Annotated in this window: 19 protein-coding genes; 9 read left to right on the forward strand and 10 right to left on the reverse strand. The window is 48.9% G+C overall.

From position 1 onward, the window contains the following. Nucleotides 1–19 precede the first annotated feature (19 nt). The 5 genes from M0R33_RS12720 to M0R33_RS12740 all read right to left on the reverse strand — a co-directional run bounded on the left by M0R33_RS12720 (nt 20) and on the right by M0R33_RS12740 (nt 8,156). Entirely contained in the window at nt 20–916 is an 897-nt protein-coding gene (locus M0R33_RS12720) for a glycosyltransferase (RefSeq protein ID WP_292569539.1), read from the reverse strand. Nucleotides 917–943: 27 nt separating this feature from the next. Further along, nucleotides 944–4,408 carry a poly-beta-1,6 N-acetyl-D-glucosamine export porin PgaA gene (gene pgaA, locus M0R33_RS12725; RefSeq protein WP_292569542.1) on the reverse strand — a complete coding sequence of 1,155 codons (3,465 nt, stop codon included), beginning with the start codon at nt 4,406–4,408 and terminating at the stop codon, nt 944–946. Nucleotides 4,409–4,746: 338 nt separating this feature from the next. After that, nucleotides 4,747–5,388 (reverse strand): hypothetical protein, encoded by a 642-nt coding sequence (locus tag M0R33_RS12730; RefSeq protein ID WP_292569546.1) that lies wholly within the window; start codon nt 5,386–5,388, stop codon nt 4,747–4,749. A 283-nt stretch (nt 5,389–5,671) separates the two neighbouring features. Beyond that, nucleotides 5,672–7,522, reverse strand: a complete 1,851-nt coding sequence (gene pgaB, locus M0R33_RS12735; protein WP_292569549.1) for a poly-beta-1,6-N-acetyl-D-glucosamine N-deacetylase PgaB — start codon at nt 7,520–7,522, stop codon at nt 5,672–5,674. Nucleotides 7,523–7,754: 232 nt separating this feature from the next. Beyond that, nucleotides 7,755–8,156, reverse strand: a complete 402-nt coding sequence (locus tag M0R33_RS12740) for a hypothetical protein (RefSeq protein WP_292569552.1) — start codon at nt 8,154–8,156, stop codon at nt 7,755–7,757. 77 nt (nt 8,157–8,233) lie between these two features. Between M0R33_RS12740 and M0R33_RS12745 the strand changes: the two genes are divergently transcribed. After that, complete coding sequence (locus tag M0R33_RS12745; RefSeq protein ID WP_292569555.1) at nt 8,234–8,581, forward strand: phenylpyruvate tautomerase MIF-related protein; 348 nt, start codon at nt 8,234–8,236, stop codon at nt 8,579–8,581. Here M0R33_RS12745 and M0R33_RS12750 read toward each other — a convergent pair whose 3' ends face one another. Next, the gene (locus M0R33_RS12750; RefSeq protein WP_292569558.1) at nt 8,582–10,561 is read right to left on the reverse strand and encodes a cache domain-containing protein; all 1,980 of its coding nucleotides are present in this window, start codon (nt 10,559–10,561) and stop codon (nt 8,582–8,584) included. It abuts the gene before it with no gap. Between the two features lie 522 nt (nt 10,562–11,083). Between M0R33_RS12750 and bfr the strand changes: the two genes are divergently transcribed. Further along, nucleotides 11,084–11,548 carry a bacterioferritin gene (gene bfr / locus M0R33_RS12755; protein ID WP_292569561.1) on the forward strand — a complete coding sequence of 155 codons (465 nt, stop codon included), beginning with the start codon at nt 11,084–11,086 and terminating at the stop codon, nt 11,546–11,548. A gap of 443 nt (nt 11,549–11,991) precedes the next feature. Here bfr and M0R33_RS12760 read toward each other — a convergent pair whose 3' ends face one another. The 4 genes from M0R33_RS12760 to M0R33_RS12775 all read right to left on the reverse strand — a co-directional run bounded on the left by M0R33_RS12760 (nt 11,992) and on the right by M0R33_RS12775 (nt 18,549). Further along, nucleotides 11,992–12,426: a hypothetical protein gene (locus tag M0R33_RS12760; protein WP_292569564.1), complete on the reverse strand. Its 435-nt coding sequence runs from the start codon at nt 12,424–12,426 to the stop codon at nt 11,992–11,994. A gap of 140 nt (nt 12,427–12,566) precedes the next feature. Then, nucleotides 12,567–14,501, reverse strand: coding sequence for a molecular chaperone HtpG (gene htpG, locus M0R33_RS12765; RefSeq protein WP_292569567.1), 1,935 nt, complete (start codon nt 14,499–14,501; stop codon nt 12,567–12,569). A 145-nt stretch (nt 14,502–14,646) separates the two neighbouring features. Beyond that, nucleotides 14,647–16,767 (reverse strand): bifunctional (p)ppGpp synthetase/guanosine-3',5'-bis(diphosphate) 3'-pyrophosphohydrolase, encoded by a 2,121-nt coding sequence (locus M0R33_RS12770; protein WP_292569571.1) that lies wholly within the window; start codon nt 16,765–16,767, stop codon nt 14,647–14,649. A 189-nt stretch (nt 16,768–16,956) separates the two neighbouring features. Then, nucleotides 16,957–18,549, reverse strand: coding sequence for a LysM peptidoglycan-binding domain-containing protein (locus M0R33_RS12775; protein ID WP_292569573.1), 1,593 nt, complete (start codon nt 18,547–18,549; stop codon nt 16,957–16,959). Nucleotides 18,550–18,635: 86 nt separating this feature from the next. Here M0R33_RS12775 and M0R33_RS12780 point away from each other — a divergent pair, with 86 nt between their 5' ends. The 7 genes from M0R33_RS12780 to M0R33_RS12810 all read left to right on the forward strand — a co-directional run bounded on the left by M0R33_RS12780 (nt 18,636) and on the right by M0R33_RS12810 (nt 23,052). Continuing rightward, nucleotides 18,636–19,352: a methyltransferase domain-containing protein gene (locus M0R33_RS12780; RefSeq protein WP_292569576.1), complete on the forward strand. Its 717-nt coding sequence runs from the start codon at nt 18,636–18,638 to the stop codon at nt 19,350–19,352. A gap of 1 nt (nt 19,353) precedes the next feature. Beyond that, nucleotides 19,354–19,800, forward strand: coding sequence for a ribonuclease HI (gene rnhA / locus M0R33_RS12785; RefSeq protein ID WP_292569579.1), 447 nt, complete (start codon nt 19,354–19,356; stop codon nt 19,798–19,800). Between the two features lie 18 nt (nt 19,801–19,818). Further along, entirely contained in the window at nt 19,819–20,094 is a 276-nt protein-coding gene (locus M0R33_RS12790) for a hypothetical protein (RefSeq protein ID WP_292569583.1), read from the forward strand. An 11-nt stretch (nt 20,095–20,105) separates the two neighbouring features. After that, nucleotides 20,106–20,354 (forward strand): GIY-YIG nuclease family protein, encoded by a 249-nt coding sequence (locus tag M0R33_RS12795; RefSeq protein WP_292569586.1) that lies wholly within the window; start codon nt 20,106–20,108, stop codon nt 20,352–20,354. Nucleotides 20,355–20,473: 119 nt separating this feature from the next. Next, nucleotides 20,474–21,877 carry a hypothetical protein gene (locus tag M0R33_RS12800; RefSeq protein ID WP_292569589.1) on the forward strand — a complete coding sequence of 468 codons (1,404 nt, stop codon included), beginning with the start codon at nt 20,474–20,476 and terminating at the stop codon, nt 21,875–21,877. A 135-nt stretch (nt 21,878–22,012) separates the two neighbouring features. Further along, nucleotides 22,013–22,564 carry an FMN-binding protein gene (locus tag M0R33_RS12805; RefSeq protein WP_292569592.1) on the forward strand — a complete coding sequence of 184 codons (552 nt, stop codon included), beginning with the start codon at nt 22,013–22,015 and terminating at the stop codon, nt 22,562–22,564. Beyond that, entirely contained in the window at nt 22,564–23,052 is a 489-nt protein-coding gene (locus M0R33_RS12810) for a hypothetical protein (protein WP_292569595.1), read from the forward strand. The genes M0R33_RS12805 and M0R33_RS12810 overlap by 1 nt, the downstream gene beginning before the upstream one ends. Nucleotides 23,053–23,074 lie beyond the last annotated feature (22 nt).

Consider the following 23,074-nt stretch of genomic DNA (forward strand, 5'->3'; position numbering starts at 1 on the left):
AACGCAGGCGTTGTCGCCATCAGCCGCGCAAGGTTTCCGGCATCAGGATCCAGCACAGGGCGTTGGGTTCGAAGCGTATGTCCCAATGGTCGAGCTGTAGCTTCCAACTGATGTCGATATCGTCGGTAACCATGTCGTTACTCCAATAACCCACCCGTTGCAGCGCGGATTTACGGAATCCGGCCACCACGCCGGACACCGTGAAAACCCGACCATACACCCGTTGTGCTCGCTTGATCAGGCCGACGATGGCTGAAAACTCCCCGACCTGAATTTTACCGAGCAGAGTGGAACGGGTGCGGATGCGTGGATTGCCGGTCACGGCCGCGACACGCGGGCCGGATAACAAATGCTGCATGATCCAGGTTGTGGCGGTGGGGGCGAGCAAGGCATCGCCGTCTATGCAAATCAGGTATTCATTGGCGGAAAACAGCGCGCCGGTATTCAGCGCCACGGCTTTGCCTTGGTTCTGTTCCAAGTTGATGACCCGTAATTGCGGGTGCTTTTGGGCTAGCGCCAGCAGTATCTTTAAGGTATCGTCCTGGCTGCCGTCATTAATGGCAATGATTTCGAAATCCGGATAGTGCTGCTGCAATAAAAATTCCATGGTTTCTTCGACATCCCGGCCTTCGTTATGGCAGGGCACCAAATTGGAAACCGGCGGATAACTGGGTAGATCAGGTGGGTTTTCATGATCGAACCTGCTGTTTCTTTCCCAGTGAAAATAATAAATGCAGGCGCCTATCATCCATAGATAAGCCATGAATAAGGGGTAATAAAAGGCAAACTCCAGCAGCACGGACATCCACCCCCGGGCAAAATCCACCGTGGCGTGCCAGACAATAGCGGCAGCTTGGTTGCTGAAAGCAAGGATTAGCGTCAGTTCGTCCGTTAACTGATTTAATAATTCAGGCATGATGGGCTGTCTGGTGAGTGGCGAGGATTAAAAACGGATGTCGGCAGTCAAATACCCTTGCCAGCTTTCGGTCAAGGCATTGTCGTAATAGCGGTAACTCCTGGCTGCGCCGTAACTTAATTGGATATCCGGCCCCAGCCGCCAGCGATGTTCGTATTCGATATTGCCGACCGGATTGGAGCCGAAATTTTCCTGCCAGTAATTACCTATCGTTAAGGCGATGCGTTGATGGAAATTGGTTTCGTAATGTCGATAGGTCAGCCAGTCGTTATCCAACGTGATGGAGGTAATCGCGTCCTGCTTGGGATTAAAGTAAAAGCCCTGGTTAGGACGGGAGTTCGTCGAATAGGCCATGTTTAAATACGTGGCGAACTTATAGATCGGGCCGCTATACCAGCGCTCGAAATAGGTGTTGTCCAGCACGAATCGATCATTGTCGTTACTGAAGCGGGTGTAGCCGGCCGATGCCCTAAAGAATCGCGATTCATTGACGCGAAAGATCGCTCCCAATTTAGCAGACTTGGCTTTGACGGTTTCTTCCCTGGCACTGAGGGCGCGCAGGGAGATATTGTTGTCCAGGCTGCTGAGGCGGGTAAACAGCTGCCATTGGTCGGTAAGTTGATAATCCAGGCCCAGATCGACCCCTACGGCATCGGAACGGAAGTTGTCGTAATGAATTTCCGCCGTGGCTAAGGCACCGCCTTTCGCAAACTCAACACCGCTGCCATGAACTTGTAAATAGCCGCGTCCGCCCTCGGAAGCTTTAAACAATCCGGTTCGCCAGCCTTCATGCGCGAAGATGCGAAAGTTTTTAGTCAACTGGTTTGAATACATATAAGCATCAATAGCGGTATTGTTGTTGCCGAGCAATGGGTTAGGATCGGTATTGTTGGTTTGATTGGTACTGACGCCGCCGCTGGCGAATATTTTTAATTCCGGTCTATTGTGCCTCTGCCAAGCTTGCATCTGTTTTTTAGCGCCGGAATCGTCGGGGTAATCCGTGTAAAGATGATAAGTTAGCGAGGCTTCCTGATGGTAATGGCGCAACTCATGGGCCACTTTGGCTTGATTAAGTTGTAAGCCAAAATGTTCGGGTGCTTGCTGACGGGCAACAGCGATTTGCCGTTGCGCTCTGCGCGGCCAGCCTCGGAAGTAATAAACTTCCGCCAGTTTGCTGTGGATGTCGATATTGTCGGGATACTCAAGCTGTAATTTTTCGAGACGGGACTGAGCACCTTGCAGATCGTCGACATAGGCGTGGAAGATCGCAGCCGTCATCTCCGCTGTTGCCTTTTTCGGATTGGGGATGCTGATTTCGCTGCCGTCGGCCAGCCGGCTGCTGATAGTGGTTGGCTGCTCCCGTGCCAGTTGTTGCGCGGTTTTTAGTGCCGAACCCGGTTGTTCGGCTTCCAGATAGGCATAGGCCAGCGAGGCTTTGGCATTGAAATAATCCGGTACTTCCCGAATCACACCTAGATAAAGATCGCGGGCCTGTTTCGGCTGGCGATTGTTCAGATAGGCATCCGCCGCCGCCATGCGTGCGTAAACGGGTAGCTCTAACTGTTGTTGCTCTAATTGCTCGTAAAGCGTAATGGTGTCGCTCATCCGGCGCCGATCGCGCAAAGCAACCAATAAATCGAATTGAGCCCGTTGTCGCCATAGCGCCGAGTTTGGTAAATTAAGCTGTTCGGTCAGTGCGATGTTGTTATGTAATTCGATAATGGCTTGATCGATGGCTCGGTAGTCGCGGGCATCTTGATACAAGGCCCGTTCGCCTTGGCGGATTAAACTAGCCGCCTGTTTCCATTTCAGACCGGCCCATTCCTCGTCGCTAAATAAAGAGCGGTTGCTGTCTGCAAGCTGGAGGGCCTGATTGCTATCCTCTGTGTTGGCGAGCGCAAATACCAAACCACGTAACGCATCGGCTTGCGAGGGCTGAATAGCGAGTGCTTGCCGGAATAGTTCCGCGGCTTTAACCGGTTGATTGCTGTAGTTTAGGGCATCGGCTTGCGCCAAAATCACTTCAATCGAGTTTGGGTTGCTGTCCCGCAGTTGTTGCAGGTATGCAATTGCCGCCGAATTTTGTTGCTGGTCCAGCATTAATCCGGCCAGGGCTAGTTTAGGCGCTAGTCGAGCGGGATTTTGGTCGGCAGCCAGGCTATACAGCTTCTCGGCTAGTGAGTAGTTTTGCCGGTTGCGCGCCGAACGGGCTACCGTTTCCAAAACATAGACGGGGGCCGACTCCCAAACTATGGTTTGCGCCTGTTGCAATACCTCTTCGTCGCGCCCCAGCCAGGACAATACTTCCAGAAAATCGTAACGGTAGCGGGGCTGGTGGGGGTTTTGTTCCGTCAAGGCTTGAATTTTGGTCAGCGCGGGAACGATATCTTCCGTTCGCCCGGCGGCCAGATCAATGCGGATCAGGCCGGTAAGTGCGGTCAGATTGTTGGGATCGTCGGCAATAATTTGGGTAAATACGTGCCGCGCCGCATCGGGCTGTTGATTTTTCAGGTAACTGTCGGCGACTGCCAATAGCGAATAAGCGGGCAGATCGAGAGATTGTGTTTGGGCGGCTTGAAATTCCTTGTCGACCTCCGCATACCGCCGGCTATCGCGTAAAGCCAGCAACAGGTCGGCGATAGCCCGTGTTCGCCAGATAGATTTGTCGCGGATTTCGAGGCCGGACAGCGATTGCAAATTAGCTCTAATCGCTGTGATGGCCCGGTCGATATATTGGAAGTTGGCCGGGTCTTTTTGCAATGCCATTTCACCTTGCCGAATTAATCCGGCGGCATGCTTCCAATTCATATCGGCCCATTGCTCGTCTGAAACTAACTGGCGGTGTTGTTTGGCAATTTGCAAGGCTTGGGCCGGCCGGCCGGCTGCCGTCAGGTTGCGAATTAAACTGCGTGCGGCTTCCGGGTTTTCCGCGTCGTTATTCAATATTTGTTGATATAGCTGGCTGGCTAAAAGGGCTTGGCCTGCCATGTCATGCGCTGCTGCCTGAGCAGACAACACCTCTTTATCTCGAGTGGTTTTCGCCAAGATGTCGAAATACCGGCTTGCCTCTTCAGCTTTATGTTGATCCAATAAAACCAGGCCTATACCCAGTTTGGGTGTCAGTCGATCAGGTGTCGACTGGGCTGCTTGGCTGTAAAGAGCGAGGGCTTTATCCCATTGGCCCTGGTTGCGGGCCGCTTTAGCCACGGTTTCCAATGCATAGGCGGGGGCGATTTGTAAATCCAGGTTTTCGGCTTCTCTTAGCACCTCGTCGTTGCGCTCGGCCCATAGCAAGACTTGCATATAATCATAAATATATCTTTTGCGATCCGGATGCTCGGAAGCCAATGTGCGTAATTGTTGTAAAGCAATTTCCGTTTGACCGGCGCGAGCCTGCTCGATGGCCTGTTGATAGGTGGCTTCATCGCTTGTTTGGGCAACTAAGTTATAGCTTGGTAGCCATAGCAAAGCCGCGAGAGTTTTGCGGATCATTGATTTTGTGGCGGTAAGGATTTGAGGTATGGACGTTAAGTGGGATTGATTGCGCTGGCGAGTATAGCGCCGCAAATGATAAAAACTGAAAATTGCATTGTAATTTTCTGAGTTGTTGAGGTTAGGTTCGAGAGTATATCGAAGCGAGTTTTCCGTGAGTAACTACTTTCCTGAAAAATGGATATCTGTTATTAAAAGTCCGAAACCATGCAAGTAGCGCGAACGGGTAACCTGATTTACGGAAATGAATACCCTTAGCCCTGTATAGCCACCTTTTTGCCTGAAAGTGGCTGCAGTCGTTAAAACTCAGAGCAGGTATGATTGGGCAGCTTAATGGGTTAAATTCTGTTCCTGCGGCGTTTAAACAGTAATATCAAGCCGGAGGCGAATAGCCAAAATGAATGCGGAAGCGGCACAGGGTTGGAGCTAACCGGGGTGAACTCGACTACAAAACCACGGGTACTGTAGGTAATGCCTGTATCTGAAAGGTAGGAAGAATCCAGGTTGGTGTCGTTCCAGGTGCCTCCGTTGGCGTCTGCTTGCCACCAGTACATCAGATAGTCTTCGTTATCGGGTGTTAGGACAGAACCGTCCTGCCAGTTATTCGGTTCGCCGGGCAACCAGTTTGTGTAGCTGAAGGTTTCTCCGGTTACCCATTGCCAAGCTTGATGTTGCCACTGGCCAAGATTGCTGTCAAAGTTGCTGACATCATAGGCGCCTAAAAAACTGCCCTGAGCGCCGAGGACATGCCAAAGAAAATCGTCTTCTTCCTGACTGGTTACCGTCGCCAGATAACCACTGCCGCCTTGATATGTCAAATTTCCGGCGAAAATTCCTGCTTCCGACCAATCAAGCCGCCAATCGTCCGTGAAAGTATGCAATTCATAGTAATGGCCGTTTGAAGCGTTAAATACCGGTGATGCGAACGACGATACACTGGCCGAGGCAAATAATAAGGCAGTTAGGAGCTTTATAAGCATGGTTGTTGTTCCTTGAATAGACATTGAGTTGGCAATCTGAGATGTAACCAGCAGTTTTCGTGCCTTAAGATAGTGTTTGCGCACGAGGATATGCGGGGGTGTTTAATGACCAGACCTAGGGCGCTAGGGGGTTATAAAAACAACAGCTTATTTATTTTCGTGAAGTCGGTGAAGTCGACGATTCTAAACGTTCGGGCATTGGAGCGTGCTGTTTTTTTGGCTACTGACAGAAATGGCGGTTGCGCTGTCAGTGTTGTCATATAGCTCTAGTGGGGTAGTGGTGTTAATTTTGAATAAAGAGTTTTTTTAACGCTTGGCTATTGGGGTGGTCAATGTGGAAATTGTCTGGATAGTAGCCGATATGTTGAGCGCCATTTTTTTCAAGCAAGCGAACCTGTTCAATAAAAACCGCACTTGTCACGGGTTGCCGTTTTTCCCAGTCAACTGTTTGTAGTTCGAAAATAGTTTTCTGTAACCCTTGCGGATAGGCGGCAATTTTGTTTATCAATATTTGCAGCCAGTCTTGGGGGTTTTTCGCCTGTTCCATAAATGGCATAGCTTCCACGGCGACATAATCATAATGGTTCAGAAAATTAGCCAAGGATTGCGCGTACCATTCTTCGCTACTTTCGTTCAAAATAGGCAACGCAAATAAGTTGCGGGCTGTCTTGATAGAGGGCTTGTAAAATTTAACTCTATCGGTAAGCACGTCGGTCAATTGGGCGATCAATTCGGTTTTGTGTTGGGCCCATATCATGCGAAAAGTAGCGTCGGCATGCAGGGTTTCGAAATCCGCGGGTAGTCCCCAAACGCTATGACCGATCTCCAGCGCCTGCTCGGACACATCTTCAAAGTCGGATAAAACCCCATCGTCGTGGAACAATACCCCGTCAAAGTCGCAATGTATCGCCAAGTCTTCATAGATATCGCCAATATATTGGCGGGCTTCCGGATTAAAAGGCGATAAGCGGCTTTTTGTTGCAATTCGGGCTTCATCATCACGCCACTCATGAACATACCAAGCATCCGGTAATGCGGATTGGTAGGCCATGATGGGCAGCCAGGCATAAACTTTGACTTTGGCTTGCGAGCGTAATTGCAATGCTACATGATTAAACAGGTCGCGCCTGACGGGAAGGTGGCGATTTGGAAAATACAGCCGGTCGGCCCGGCCATCGCCGTCCGGATCGGCGTAGGCTTGCAGAAACACCGTGTTGACACCGGTATTTTTGATTCTGTCGACTAGTGAGCGGATGTTGCGGTTAGTCTGTTCCCGGTCGTCATCGTAGACATAATCCAAATCCACTTGAGCAACGCGCAGTGTCTGACCGAGACGCTGTTCCTGTACCAGACGGGCGAATTGTCGAATATCCGGATCGTCGGTGACGATCAGGCGCTTTACGGCACCCAGGTCGGCCAAAGTATTATTGCCATCCCCCAAGCCCATGGTTAACGGCATGCCGGCGCGTTTAGCGGCTTCCAGCGTTACGGCGTTGTAATCGCCATATGGCCAAACCATCACCCTGGGGCGAACGCCAATGATTTGAAATAGCTGTTCGGCGCTTTTGTCCAGTGCCTGAAAAATGCGTTGGCGATAGTGCTGTTCCGATTCATAGCCGTTGGCTATGAATGCCCGGGCCGTGGCCGCGCTCTGATGGTCGCCGCGTGGATTGACGATCAGGCCGCGATGCAAATCGTAGCCATGCGAGGCCAGTTCAACCAGACCGGATTTCATGATTTCACGAATTTGATCCACCGACATTAAGGCATGTTGCTTGGGCGCATTTTGGTTTTCAAGCCAACTACCGACAACGGCAATCGTGGCCGGGTAGTGGTATTTTTCCAATAACGGCATCACCTCGGTATAAAAACTTTGATAGCCGTCATCGAAGCTTAGCAATATTGCTTTGTCGGGTAATGATTGCTTACCGTTGCTGGCATTTAGCAGGGTTTGTACGTCGATGACCGTATAGTGGTTACTTCGTAACCAAGCAAATTGAGCATCCAGGTTTTTTTTATTTACCGCAAAACGCGCGTCCGGACCGCCAGCGCTAGCAGCGGATATGACATCGTGGTAATTGAGAACGATAAAATTTGAAATGTCGGCATCGGCAAGCGCCGAGGCCGATGACACAAGGAAACAGCCGTAAAAAAACAGAGTTCTAAAGCCAAGGTTTAAATTCGCTATCAAAAATGACACCGTTGAGAACGCCGCGGATGAGATAAGGCTTAATCCTGTCTGGGGTTATGGATATTCCGGGTCGCACCAGACGGAATTAAACGGCGGCTCAGCTGATGGGAGCCGGGTTAATAACTAACGATGATATTTTCAAACTAATTAAATACACCGAATTTTAGGCGCTAGCTTATTGTACTCTGATCAAATATCCATCGGTTTTTTCACAACCCGGCTTGCTGTGGGCCGTGACGCTGATACGGGCGAAGCCGTGTTGAAAAGGTTTGTCGAGTTTGCCTTTCACTTCCAGACGGCCGCTTTTTTGTGGGGTGATTTGCAGTTCCTTGGCCGAAAAATGCTCTTTAAGCTCGCCGGCACTGATGTTGACCTCAATTGAACTCGCCGTGGTGTTGGAGGAAGCGACAAAAGAAAATTCGCGAAAGGTTTGTAAATATTTGTTGGCGGACGGCTTAAAATCGGAATAGCTGGGTTTATCGCAGCTGCTGGAGCTGGAACTGCTGCCATAGGCGTAAACTGAACCGACCTGCAGGCTCAAAATTACCGCGACAAGGGTTACATAATGATTTTTCATGGTCTATCTCCGCTGTGGGTTATTATTTTTTATCTGCTTAAGAGTACCAATTATTTTCTAATTTGTGAGGAATAACGATGCCTTATCTGAAATTGAGCACCAATGTCAAAATCAATCCCGAACAGTCATCGCAATTACTGGCGGACTTTTCCCGCCTATTGTCCAAGGAAACCGGCAAACCGGAACGATATGTGATGGTGGAACTGGCGGGGGATAACGTCATGATGTTCGGCGGCAATACCGATCCATTAGCGTATGCGGAATGCAAAAGCATAGGTCTATCCAAAGCGCAAGCCAATAGCTTGTCGGCCGGGATTGCGCATTTGTTACAGCAGCGCTTATCCGTGCCCATGGATAGGGTTTATGTCGAGTTTAGTAATTGTCCCGCCGAATTTTGGGGCTGGAACGGCTCGACTTTCGGTTAATTAAAACGGAATAAACACCAACGCCAATACATCATTTTGATAGCCATCCGCGGTTTTATATTCGCGGTAACCTTTAGACGCCGCCATGCCTAGTACGTAACTCTGGTTGTCATACTGGATGATGTCGGAGCTGTGTTGACCATTGGGCAAGCCGAAAAAACGATCTTCCAGGGTTAGCTTGTCGCCCACCTTGAGGTCCGCCCGGTTGGCAACCGCGATAAGGTTTTTGTTTCGGTCGGTATACACGGCAAAACAGTGTTTTAACAATTGGCCGTTTTCGTCGCGCGGCAACGTTTCTTCCAGCATGGCGGAAAATTGCGGTTCGCTGTCAAACACAATGCCTATGCCCCCTAACACTTTTTTCGGATCGGTCAGATCGGTAATGGCGGCGTTATAGATATAGGTATGGCGATTTTGATACAAATGCGTGTCGACGAATGGCGATACGCTATATTTTTGACTGTTAGAATTTTGCAGTGCGGCCAGCGCCCCGGTTGAAGCGTCAACGGTGGTGCCGACCCATTGCGTTTGTTTGCTGTCGGATACGGCCAGAATTTCCCCGTGCACATTGTAGACATATAGGTTGGTATATACCGTATACAACGCATTGATGTATTGCAAAATCTCGCTAATTTGGCGTTTGTCGGCGGGGGACAACTCCGGTTGCGCTAAGTTATGTCTAAAGGCCGAAGTCAAAGCCCACCAGCGGCAATCATTGGCTCGTTCGTAAAGATTGCGGTCCATGATATCTGCCGCAAGCGCAGCTAAAAAGCCGGCGTTGTTCAAATGAGAAGACATGACTGTGACTTCTTGCAAGCGGTTAACCGACGCTGTAAAGATGCTGGCGATGTCCGAACCGATTTGTTTGATGGCTTCCAATACCGGCATAAATTCAGCAGCGTTTTTGCGGGCCGAAGCAATTTGTCCGTTTAATACCAACAAGCCCAGGTCGGCATTGATATCGGCGGATGCCTTGCGTATGTTGCGCAGTTCTTGGGGGAAGCTGCTGGCTTGCTCCATAATATCGGTAAAATCACTGCGTTGGCTGGCGGCGTGTTTGCCGCTGAATGCTTCGTTCAGCGGCGTCATCATTTGCCCGTACCAACCCAGGCCGAAAAAACCCTGATATCCGCTGGTTTCACGGGTATTGGTAATGTAATCTTTGCCTTGATAGATGTTGAGTCGTAACGGCGTATTCGCGCTAAATTTGGCTCTTAACGGTACTCGTTGTTCATCGCTACTGGCGATAACCTGTCCGTCAACCGACAGAATAGTGAGGATACCCTTTTCTTCCTGGTTCAATAAATTGGCAAAGATGCCATGTATTTCATCATCGAAACGGAAGCATAAACACAGGACGCCTAAAGACTTCGAGGTTTTCTGGTCGGTTTCGGTGATCTTGCAAGAATAAATCAGCGAGTGGCGTCGGCCGGGTTGTAAGTCTGTATAACGAAATGTTTCTACATAATCGTCACTGCTAGCCAAGGTCTGGGCTAATAATGGGTCGTCGGAAAATTTTACCGGGCTGCTCTTGTCCAGGTGAGCCTTGAGTTGGCCCTTGGTATCAAACACCATAATTTCGTCATAGACGCTGTATTTTTTGACATATTCCTGTAAACGAGTTTCGATGAAATCGATTTGCTGTTGGCTGGGTTGCTGCTCCGCAAGGAACACGCGGATATCGTTATCCGTTGCCAAAAAGCCCACATCCGCGGTGCGTTCGAATAAATTTCGAATTAATAAATCGATGGCTACTTGCGCTTTGGAAGAATTATCCAAAACCAACTTTTGCACATTCTCATATAACAAGTTATGAGTGAGTTTTTGTTGCAACTCGCCGAACTTGCTTTGGGTGCGGTTCATATCGTCCAAGATGGTGGCCGCTACGTTATGGCTATTGATTTTGCCGATTAAAGTAATCTTGCCCCACCAGGCATTTAACTGGGCTAAGCGATTTTCAAAGCTTTTAACGTCAGGCATTGCGGTAAGCAATTTTGGAGTATGTGCTTTTAAAAGAGCGTTCATAAGATGCCGTTATTTGTTAGTGAAAAGAGCCAAGGTGAAATTCGGCCGGTTTAGTGTCAGCCGCGTTGTTTTATATTCCTCACTAATCCTGTTGTTGAATTAGCCTGTTAGGCTTTCACAAACTCAGCTTGAGTGGAGAGATTCTAGCAATAATGTTAGTCAGTTTAATATTCCCTAAACCTTTACCGCGCTAGCAGAAGGCATGCCAAACCTCCTTGGCGGGTTATTTAATTGATTTTTGTTAAATTTATGTGGTTTTTTTGGGCTTTAATTTGGTGCAGCTTCTCCTCAAAATGGTGCGTTTAATCTGAGGATATATCTTTTGGTTGCGGCCTAACAGGCCACGCGGAAAAAGTGGATGATTATTTGGCTAAAAGGTTTATGTCGAGCTGGTTACCACGAAAAGAGTGTGCTAATTTGACGCTATGCCGATACCAAACGACATATTTTTACCCCATTCAAACTTAGGAGAACTTTATGCAAGGCGACAAGAAAGTTATCGAATATCTGAATAAAGTATTAGAAAACGAGTTGACTGCCATTAATCAATATTTTTTGCATGCCAGGATGTATAAAAACTGGGGCTACCAAAAACTCAATGAAAAGGAATATCACGAATCTATCGATGAAATGAAACATGCCGATAAATTAATCGAGCGAATATTGTTTTTGGAGGGGTTGCCCAATTTGCAGAATCTAGGCAAATTATTGATTGGCGAAAATCCTAAGGAAATGTTGGAATGCGATTTGAAACTGGAGAAGCTGGCTGTGCCGGTGTTACGCGAAGCCATTGCGTATTGCGAAACAGTTAGCGATTACATTTCCCGTGAATTATTCGAGGATATTTTGGAAAGCGAGGAAGAGCACATAGACTGGCTGGAAACCCAGTTGGGCCTGATAGAGCAGATCGGCGTTAAAAATTATTTGCAGTCGCAGATGTGAAGATAGGCTGGGAAGAATAAAGCGAAACCCGGCGCCAGTGGCTTGATAGCTGGGTTTTATTGCGTTCAACCCAGCGTACGGAATTGCGTATCATGCAAAGTCACGTAACCAACATTGTTGGGGGTATGCCCCCTGATGCTGCGCCGAGCACCGGAGGGTTTGAGCGGATCAGCCCGATGCAAGGATGCATCGCGTTTTTCGCAGGGGCTTGGATGCCCCTTCGAAAAACCCCGTTCAAACTCGAGGAGCGCAGGGAAAAAGCGGCATGGGGCGGCCTTTCTTTTGGATACTTTTCTTTGGCCGCGCAAAGAAAAGTATCGCGGTTGCCGGTCCGCGAACCGGCGTTAAATAAGGCTTCGCGATAGCGAAACAATATATTTTAAATCGCGCGTGGATTTACATTCCTCCGATTACGCTTCGCTAATCGGAGCTACGCGTGCTTGTTAGCAAATAATAGCCGCAAGATAGCAATAAAAGATAATTGCAAGTGCAATAAAACCGCAGGCTAACGACGGATAGAAAAAATAATTATTCCAAGCTTGGAACCTTAATTGAAAGGCCACGTGGCTGTCTTCAATCTGTGACAGCAAATTGTTGTCGGGAAGTTCTTTGAAGGCTTTTGATTTTCCACTAACGTAACTGTTGTACATGACCGTGCGTACTAACTCGTGCATAACAAAAATTGTGATTGAAAGACTCATAAAAATAATGGCAACCATGAAAGGCAACCGTGGCGATACGTCTTTAACTTGGGTTGCCATCGCGAAAAAGGCAACAAAACCGAATGAGATAATCTTTGTATTGTAGTTATTGATGGCATCAAACACCTTTTGGTGGCATTGCGCATATGACTCCGCCTGTTCTTTAAACTCGCTCATTTTCTCTCACTTCAAACAAGGCATTAAAATAGTTTCTGCATATCATCCAAAATTGAGAGGATATAAGGCATTTTTTATCATAAAAATCTCAAAACCAATAAAAAAGGCCGGTTTCCCGGCCTTTCCCAAATCAAAACAGGTTATTTCAACAACCCTTGCAACAACCCGTTCAACTTATGCACAAACGCTGAAGGATCATCCAATTGACCGCCTTCGCTGAGGATGGCTTGGTCGAACAGGATGTGGCTGATGTCGGCGAAACGGGCATCGTCCTGCTCGCTCTTTAAAGCCTGTACAATGGCGTGATCCGGATTGATCTCAAAAATCGGTTTGCTGCCGCCCATACCCATCATATTCATGTTTTGGCCGGCTTCTTTCATGATGCGCTCCATGTTCAGGCTCATGTCGTAAGCACCGGTTACCAAGCAAGCCGGGGAATCGGTCAAGCGATGGCTGACTTTCACTTCGCTGACTTTGTCTTTCAACACGTCCTGAATTTGTTTCAGTACCGATTCAAAGTCCTTGTTGATTTCTTCCAGATGTTGCTTCTCTTCTTCGGTGTCGAATTTGTCCAGGTCCAGTTCGCCTTTTGCGATCGACTGCATGTGCTTGTCGTCGAACTCGGTCAGGCTGGAGACCAGCCATTCGTCGATACGGTCGGCCAACAACAAGACTTCGATGCCTTTCTTGCGGAACACTTCCAGATGCGGGCTGTTTTTAGCGGCGGCAAAACTGTCCGCGGTAACGAAATAGATTTTGTCCTGACCTTCCTTCATCCGGCCGACGTAATCCGCCAACGAGACATTCTGGGTTTTATCGTCGGTGTGAGTCGAAGAGAAGCGCAGCAAGTTGGCGACACGATCCTTGTTTTTGTGATCTTCGATCGGGCCTTCCTTGATGACGTTACCGAACTGTTCCCAGAAAAGTTGGTATTTTTCGGCGTCGTTTTCGGCTAAATCTTCCAGCATGCCCAGTACTTTTTTCACCGAACCGGCTTTGATGTTGCTGATTTGCTTGCTTTGTTGCAGGATTTCCCGAGAGACGTTCAGCGGTAAGCTGTCGGTGTCGATAATGCCGCGCACAAAACGCAGATAGCGCGGCATCAGTTGCTCGGCATCGTCGGTGATGAAGACTTTTTTGATGTACAGTTTGACGCCGTGTTTGGCGTCGCGGTCCCACAAATCGAAAGGGGCGCGGCCGGGTACATACAGCAGCAAGGTGTATTCGTTGGTGCCTTCGACCTTGCTGTGCACATGTATCAGCGGGTCCTGAAAGTCGTGGGCGACGTGTTTGTAAAACTCGTTGTATTCTTCGGCGCTGATGTCGTCTTTGTTTTTGGTCCACAAGGCGGATGCGCTGTTGACGGTTTCGTCTTCTATTCTAGCCGGTGAGGTTTCGTTGCCTTCGTCGTCTTTTTCCGCCGGGATTTCCTTGTCCATGATGATAGGCAGGGAGATGTGGTCGGAGAATTTTTTGATGATGGAGCGCAATTTCCAGCCATTCAGAAACTCGTCTTCGCCTTCTTTCAGGTGCAGCACGATCTCGGTGCCGCGCTCGGCTTTATCGACGGTTTCGATGCTGTAATCGCCTTCGCCGGCCGATTCCCAGCGTACGCCTTCTTCGTGCGATGCGCCTGCTTTACGGGTAGTCAAGGTGACCTTGTCTGCCACGATGAAAGCCGAATAAAAACCCACGCCGAATTGGCCGATCAGCTCGCTGTCTTTAGCTTGGTCGCCGGTGAGTTTTTCGAAGAATTGCTTGGTGCCGGATTTGGCGATGGTGCCGATATGATCTTGCACTTCCTCGCGGCTCATACCGATGCCGTTATCGGTGATGGTGATGGTTTTTTGGGCTTCGTCAAAAGCAACGCGGATTTTCAGTTCGCTGTCGCCTTCGTACAGGCCGTCGTTGGCCAGTGCTTCGAAGCGCAGCTTGTCGGCGGCGTCGGACGCGTTGGAGATCAGTTCGCGCAGGAAGATTTCCTTGTTGCTGTACAGCGAGTGAATCATCAAATGCAACAGATGCTTCACTTCGGTTTGAAAACCCAGGGTTTCTTTTTTTGCTTCTACAGTCATATTTACACTCATGCAAGTTAAAAAACGGGACTGTGGCGAACTGGGGGTGCCGGGTGATTTTTTCAAGGCTTTCGTTGAAAATCTCGGCAATGATCAGGGCGGCAGAGCTAGCTAAAGCGTCAATCACCATACTTGCGCGGTTTGATCACACCTTGCGCCGGACTTCCACAACATTCGCCAGCTGGCTGATCCGTCCCAGTACCAGGCTCAACTGGTCGGTATTTTCTATTTGTAACTGCATGGTCAAGGTCGCCGACTGGTCTGAATTGGTTTTTAGCGAGGCGTCGGTGATTTGCACCTTGGCGAAATGCAGTAGTTGCGAAACTTCGATCAGCAAATTTTGCCCACTCAGGGCCTCGATGACGATAGGTACGCTGTGGCGGGCATGATGGTTGCCACTCCATTCAGCCGTGACCAAATGAGTTTGTTGTTCCGGGGTTAGGTGCAGAATGTTGCTGCAGTCCGTACGATGGATAGTGATGCCTCGGGTGTGGGTGATGTAACCAATGATATCGTCGCCGTTGACCGGCGAACAGCAGTGCGCCAGACTGGTGACGAGGTTATCCATGTCGGCCACCGTAACGGTCGATATGCTGCTGGTTTTAGGTTGTGAGAGTTTAAACGACACCGGCGCCAGTTCAGGTATTTTCAGCGCTCCAGCCAGTTGGCGGTTGTTGATGTCTCCTCGGCCAATGGCTTGATACAGATGATCGGCATCCGCCATTTTAAAATGGCGGATCAAGTCGTTTAAATCGACCTTTTTCACGCCAAGCCGTTTGCTTTCCTTATCCAGCAGGTTTTTGCCGGCGGCGATGTTGTCGCCGAGTTCCTGTTGTTTAAACCAGCTTTTGACTTTGCCGATCGCCCGCGGCGTTTTCAGATAACCCAAATTCGGATCCAGCCAGTTACGGCTGGGTTGGCCGTTTTTGACCGTGATGATTTCCACCTGTTCGCCGGATTGCAGTTGATAGGTCAAGGGTTTGATCTGGCCGTTGACCTTGGCGCCTCGGCAGCTATGGCCGATATCGGTGTGAATGGCATAGGCGAAATCCAGCGGGGTGGCGCCTTTAATCAAATCCACTAGATTGCCGGTGGGGGTCAGTACAAACACCCGGTCGGAAAATAGTTCGGTATGAAAGCTTTCCAGTAGGTTGTCGTGACCACGTTCTTCCAGCAATAAACGTAGCGAAGTGATGTTTTTTTCCGAGGCGGTGTTGTGTCTGCCGCCTTCCTTATAACGCCAATGCGCGGCAACCCCCAGTTCGGCAAATTCGTGCATGGCGCGGGTGCGAATCTGGATTTCCATGCGGTTGCCTTGCTTATCCACCACCACGGTGTGTAGGGATTGATAGCCGTTTTCCTTGGGATTAGCGATGTAGTCGTCGAATTCCTTGGGTATGTATTGCCAGCGTCCGTGCGCCAGGCCCAGCACGGTGTAACAAGCGGTGACATCGTCCACTATCACCCTTACCGCCAGGAGATCGTAGAGTTCTTCAATGGGCAGTTGTTTGCGGCGCATTTTGCACCAGATACTGTAAATGTGCTTGGGGCGGCCGTACACTTTGGCGTTGAGGCGGTGTTCGTTCAGCGCTTGTTGCAAATCATGCAGAAATGTTTCGATACATGCTTCGCGCTGCACGCGTTTATCCGCCAAGGATTTGGCGATGCCGCGATAGCGGTCTGGATCCAGGTAGCGGAAAGCCATATCTTCCAGCTCCCACTTGAATTGGCTGATGCCCAAGCGGTTCGCTAACGGTGCGTAGATATCCAGGGTTTCTCGGGCGATAAATTTGCGGAGCTGTGCGTCTTCCTGGTCCAGGCCGCGCAGGCGTTGAATGCGATAAGCCAGTTTGATCAATACGGCGCGCACATCATGTGTCATGGCCAGTAACATGCGGCGCAGGATTTCGGTCTGGTTAGGCTGATTAGCCATATCCAGATTGTAAATACTGACCTTGTTGAGCCAGTTGACGTCTTTTACCAACGTGGCAACTACCGGGCCGAACTGGATCTCTATGGTGGTTTCGTCCAGATAGTCATCCAGTCTGGAGTCGCTTAAAACCGCAGCCAGAATGGAGTAAATATCAATATGCACGGTAGTTAAAATGCTCGCAACATCAATACCTTTTGGACGCGGGTTCTGGCAAGCTTGCGGGTTATTCGCGCAAGCCTGTTCAACTAGTGACAAAGCGTTGTTGACCAAGATGAGGTCGTTGGCGGATAAGTCGGGGAATAGTGTTTGGGCTACGTCGGCAATGTTATGCATGCCGACATTGTAAAGCACTCAGAATAATTTTTGCTGGAGAATCCGTTAGCGGTTTGATCGTCTTAACAGTGCATAATGCCGGCTTGAGTAACGGCTACAATTATTTAGGTGCCAAACAGAAAAACGGCGTAGCCATTTCAACATGGCTACGCCGTTTTGCATTTAATTCAGTACTTTAAAACGTGTGGATTATGATGAAGAATGACCTACTTCAACCGTGATCTTTAATTTCGAGCCGGGTTTGATGTCGGCACGGTTTTTAGGCACGTTGTTCCATTTACGTAAGTCGGTGACATTTACTTTAAATTGTCTGGAAATTTTAGATAAAGTGTCACCAGGTTTGACGGTGTAGCTGATTTGTTTAAAACTCGGTGCGGTAGAAGCTACCTGAATATTGCCGCCTGTCTTTTTGATAGTCAGCTTTTGGCCGGGTTTCAAAGTTGATTTGCCGGACATTTTGTTCCAGCTCAAGATGTCGTTTTTATCGACTGAGAAATGTTGGGATATGCTCCACAAGGTGTCGCCTTTTTTAATCGTGTATTCCTGTTTGCTCACACTGACGTGAGTAGGTGCTTTAGATTCGGAACTGGCCACCACCGGCTCTTCATATCCCTTGATGTTTTTATAAGACATCGGAATCAACAAGGTTTTGCCTTGAGCGGCTAGGTCGTCATCCAAATGATTGACTTGCTGGATTTGTTCGACCGTTGTGTGGTGTTTCTGAGCAATGGATTTTAGAGATTCTTTTTTACCGACAGTGTGATGCTCCCATTTGATGCGCTCGTGATGAGGCAGTTCGGCTAGTCTTTCTTTGAAACTATCGGCTTTTTCGACAGGAATCAACAGGCGGTGTGGGCCGTTAGGCGCCGTGCTCCAACGGTTAAAAGCCGGATTCAGTTTTAAAAAATCATCCATCGGCGTTTGCGCTAATTCCGCGGCTTTGCCTAAATCTATTTGGGATTGCACGTCAATCAGCTCGAAGTAGGGTTCGTTGGCAATTTGGTGCAAATTGAGATTGTACTTTTCCGGATTGGCGAAAATTTTAGCGATGGCTAACAACTTGGGAACATAGGCGGCTGTTTCGCTGTTTAAATCCAGCGACCAATAATCAGTTGCTTGACCACGGCTAAGGTTTTTATCCATGGCGTGTTTGATATTGCCTTTGCCGGCGTTATAGGAGGCCAGGGCCAACAGCCAATCGTTGTTGAATTCTTCGCTGAGTTGTTTCAAAAAGGTGGTGGCGGCTTGGGTCGACTCAATGACGTCGCGGCGTCCATCATACCAACTGTTTTGTTCCAAACCGTATAACCGGCCGGTGGGCGGGATGAATTGCCAAAGGCCGGAGGCTTTTGCCGGCGATTCCGCGTCGGGTCTGAATGCGCTTTCCACGACTGGCAATAACGCCATTTCGCCGGGAATATTTTTAGCTTCGATTTCGTTAAGAATAAAAAACAGGTAGGGTTCCGCGCGTTGCTGAACCCGGCTCAAATATTCGGGATTTTTCAGGTAGAAGTTTACTTCTCTATCGATCCTGGCATTATCTATTTCAGGCAATGCGTACAGCGACAGCATGCGATCCCAAACCGTCGCATGTTCTTTTGAATCGTCGTCTTTATTAAAGCGGTGATTATTGTTGTGACTGCGGGTAAAAACGGAAAACTTGCTGCTGGTTGATGGCGATAATGGGTCTTTATGAGCGGTTTGACTACAACCTGTTGCCAGTAGAATAGGCAGCAAATAGGACAGATGTCGGGCCGATTTTTTAGAAATTGAGCGAGGCATTGTCTTTACTCTTAAAATCAAAAAATTAGATGCTACCATGGCTTTATCGATTAAGCCAACAATCCTTCCACTTGGGCGAGTATTAGATGAAGAGAAAATTTTTATTTGCACTGTATCAAACACCGCGAGGCAAATTGCTGCAAACCATGGAAGCGAAATACCTGAAACGCTGCATTACCGTAAGCTGCAAGCAAAATCAGTTGCAAATTGGTGGGCTGGATTGGGAGAGCGAATTTGTCGATTGTTCGCTGTACCGAAATTATGTAATTCTTGACGGGAAAGGCATGGGCGACGCGCACGCCTTAAAAGTGAATGCAAAGGCCTACAGTTTACCAATACAAACCGAATCGATGGATCTGGTGATTATCCCGCATATGTTGGAATTTGATGCGCAGCGCTTTCGTACCATGCGTGAGGTACACCGGGTGTTAAAGCCCGGCGGAGAACTGGTTATTTTGAATTTCAATTCGCTTAGTTTGTATGTACGCTTTCAGTTTTTATGGGATAAAAAAGTCGGGGAGTCTTGGCGTGCACATTTTATGACGCGTTCTCGCCTGTCTGATTGGTTGAAATTATTGAATTTTGAAATATTGCATACAGCGGAATTCGGTTTGGATGCCTTTACCATCACGCATGGCGGGTTTTCCGCACCCATAAAAGCGCTGTTTTCCATGGCTTATGGACTAAAAGCCGTCAAGAGACAGTATTCCTTGATTCCGCTTACGCCCGCGACCAAAGGTAAAACCCGCTTGGCGGCAGCCAATATCGGCCTCGAGTCGAATTTACAAAGAACCAAACAATAATATGACTGAGATTGTAACGATATACACCGACGGAGCCTGTAAAGGTAATCCCGGACCCGGTGGTTGGGGCGTATGTATGTCCTATAAGGGCCAAGAAAAACAGCTGTGCGGCGGTGAGCAGGAAACCACGAATAATCGGATGGAGCTAATGGCGGCCATTCAGGCTTTGGAGGCTTTGAATCGGTCCTGCGCGGTTAAATTACACACCGATTCTAAATATGTGCTGCAAGGTATTACCGAATGGATGGTCAACTGGAAAAAGCGCGGTTGGAAAACCACCACTAACAAGCCGGTCAAAAATGAAGACCTGTGGCGTCGCCTGGATCAGTCAATCCAACGGCACGGCATCGAATGGGTTTGGGTAAAAGGCCATTCGGGCGACCCAGGAAATGAAACAGCCGATAGTCTGGCCAATCAAGGTATTCAACAGTTAAGCCAGTCAAAATGACAAAAACAGGAGATAACTATGGTAGGTGTGATTGCGGCCTCATTGGTTGGGGTATGGTTTTATAGTACCGCCGCGCGTTCCGGGCGTCCGCCCGTGTCATGGGGTGTTTCGGGGGTGATCGTGTATTTTCTGGCGGCTTTGTTGTGGAGTTTGATTGTAACGCCCGGCATCAAGGACGCCGCTACCCATAATCCGAGTGGTCCGCTGATTTTTATTGTGCGGTATGCCTATATCTGCGTCGGGTTAGCGGTCGCCGCGGCAGTGAATTTTTGGTTGAATAAAACGCGAAATTGACAGCTCCTGCCATGGAATGGTCTGTCTACATCGTTTTATGTAGCGATAATAGCTTATACACCGGTATCAGCACCGACGTGCAACGCCGGTTTTTACAGCATCAAGCAGGTAAGGGCGCAAAGTATTTCAGGCGTTGTCAGCCCAGTCGCATCGTTTTTGCAGAAGCTGGGCACAGCCGAGGTTCTGCGGCACAGCGGGAGGCAGAAATAAAACGGATGGCTCGCAGTGATAAACTCAAACTGATTGCAGGGATTGAGTAAGTACAGTAGAGGAAGAAGAGGAGGTTGGGCGTCTCCTTTATTTGTATATGAGAATCGTTTGCATTACCGCTAGCTCTTGACTTATACTCTCCTCGACCTTTTACTGGAGAGAGAGTGACATGAAATCAAGAACCACAAAATTGGCTGCCGCTGTAACGCTACTTGCGGCTAATGCGCAGGTTAGTGCCGTTGGCATTCCGACTGAAAAACCACAAACGATGGAAGATATGTGGAAAATCATCCAGGCGCAGCAGCAGCAAATCGATAGCATGACCAAAAAGCTGGAAACTGTGGCAGAGAAGAAGGTTGCAGGTGATGTCAGCCAAATCGAGCGCAAAACCGACGTATTGACCGAAGAAGTGGAAAAGCTGCGCACCCAATTGGTGGTGCCTGAAAAAACCGAATACAAGAGCGCCTATGGTTTAGGCCCTGCAGCATCCAAGGTTTATCAGGTGGGTAAAGGACTTTCGATTGGCGGATATGGCGAGGCCAATTATCAGGCTCGGGTCGATGATCAAGGCGGTAGAGACGCGGACGGCAATTTGGTTAATCCGGATAATGCGGATTTTGAACGCTTGGTTATTTATGCCGGTTACAAGTTTACCGACAATATTCTGTTCAACAGTGAAATTGAATTCGAACATTCTTCTACCGGCAAAGGCGGGGAAGTTTCTGTTGAATTTGCTGCGTTGGACTTTTTTATCAACGACATGGCTAATGTGCGGGCGGGTATGGTGTTGATGCCGATGGGCTTTATCAACCAGATACATGAGCCGCCATTCTTCTTCGGTAACAACCGTCCGGAAGTCGAACGTCGTATTATCCCGAGTACCTGGCGCGAAATCGGTGCCGGTTTGTTCGGCGAACTGGCACCCGGTTTGACGTACACCACCTACGTCGTCAATGGCATGAATGCCGACAATTTCAGTAGTAGTGGCATTCGTAGCGGTCGGCAATCAGGTGCGCAAGCCAAAGCGGAAGATTTGGCCTATGTCGGTCGCCTGGATTATGCGCCGGATTACTTGCCGGGTGTGACCATAGGCGGTTCGGCCTATATCGGCAATTCGGGGCAGAACAAACTTTTCAACGGCCATAAATTAGAAGTAACGACCCAATTATACGAAGCGCATCTGCAATGGAAATATCGCGGCTTGGAGTTCCGTACCTTGGGCTCGTTTGGCCGGATCGGCGATGCAGCGGCATTGAGCGCGGCAAACAAAACAACCATCGGTTCCGAAAACTACGGCTGGTACAGCGAGCTTGGTTACGACATTCTGCCGCATATTTTCCCCGACAGTACCCAATACCTGGCACCGTTTTTCCGCTACGAAAAAATGGATACCCTGGCCAGCGTACCGGTTGGGTTTGTGGACGACTTGAGCAAGGACTTGGAAATCTTCCAGATCGGTTTGAACTACAAACCGATACCGAACGTGGTTATCAAGGCCGATTACCGCAATTTCAATCAAAAAGCGGGTAAAGCGCCGGACGACTTTAATCTGGGTGTCGGTTTTATTTTCTAAAAAAACCAACCGGCGGTTTCGTGACGCGATCTCACCAACTGCAATCTTCTGGCCGTGGATGAGCAAAGTGATTGGCAAATCCACGGCCACTCTCTATCATAAAGGCTGTTTTTACTGGTTTGATTGTAATCGTCTATGCAAATACATAAATCCGTGCCCGTGGTTTTTCTGCTGTTTTTGTTGGCTTTTTGGATGTTGCCGGGGTGGGCTAAGGTGTTTTACAGCAAGGAAGAGGCCATGACGCTGGCCTTCGGAGATGATGCAACGGTTGAAATGCAGTCGTTATTTCCGTCCGCTGAGCAAATGGCGGAAATAGAACGTTTGGCCAAAGTCAAACTGGAATCCAAATTGTTCAGTTTTTATGTCGGCAAAAAACAGGACGCTGTCATAGGTTATGCGGCGATCGAGTCGCACAACGTCAGAACCAAACCGGAAACTCTGTTGATTGTGCTCGATCCCAACGGCAACTTGCGGCAGGTGGTGACACTGGCCTTTCATGAGCCGCCCGAATATCAACCGCCCGAGCGTTGGTTTGCCCAGTTACTCAATCATCAGCTGGAAGATCTGAGTTTCGGCAAAGATATTCAAGGGGTCTCCGGGGCAACCCTGAGCACTCGAGCTGCTCTCAATAGTGCCCGTAAGGTGATGGCCGTCTTTCAGGTCATGTTGAAACAGCCGGAAAACTGATGCGTTTTTTTGTCACCGGTGAGCAAAATCGCCAATTGCTGATGAATACTCTGATTTTGATGTTTCTGGTTTACGTAGCCCTGTTATGGGTGAGCAACGGCCTGATGTATTTCCATAAAATGAATCTCAGCGTCGATTCGGTATTGGCTTATTATTTGGGCTCCGAACAGGAATTTACCCAGCCCAGAAGCTATCAAAGCCTGTTGGAAGTGACGCATTTTCATTTGTTTGCCATGGGTATGCTGGTGCTGACATTGACGCATTTAATGTTGATGACGCATTTGCCGACCATGGTTAAAGTATGGCTCAGTGTTATTGTGTATGGATCCGCTATTGCGGATGAAGCCGCCGGCTGGTTGGTGTTGTTCGTGCATCCCGGCTTTGCCTATTTCAAAATCGCGGCTTTTTTGTTATTGGAAACCTCCTTGGCCGTGTTGATCATCGTAGTCATTATCTCGTTAATTCAGGCCCGGCGACGCATAAGCTAAGCCGCCATTTGGCGGGTTTTGC

Source organism: Methylomonas sp. (genome assembly GCF_023228165.1).
GTDB lineage: Bacteria > Pseudomonadota > Gammaproteobacteria > Methylococcales > Methylomonadaceae > Methylomonas.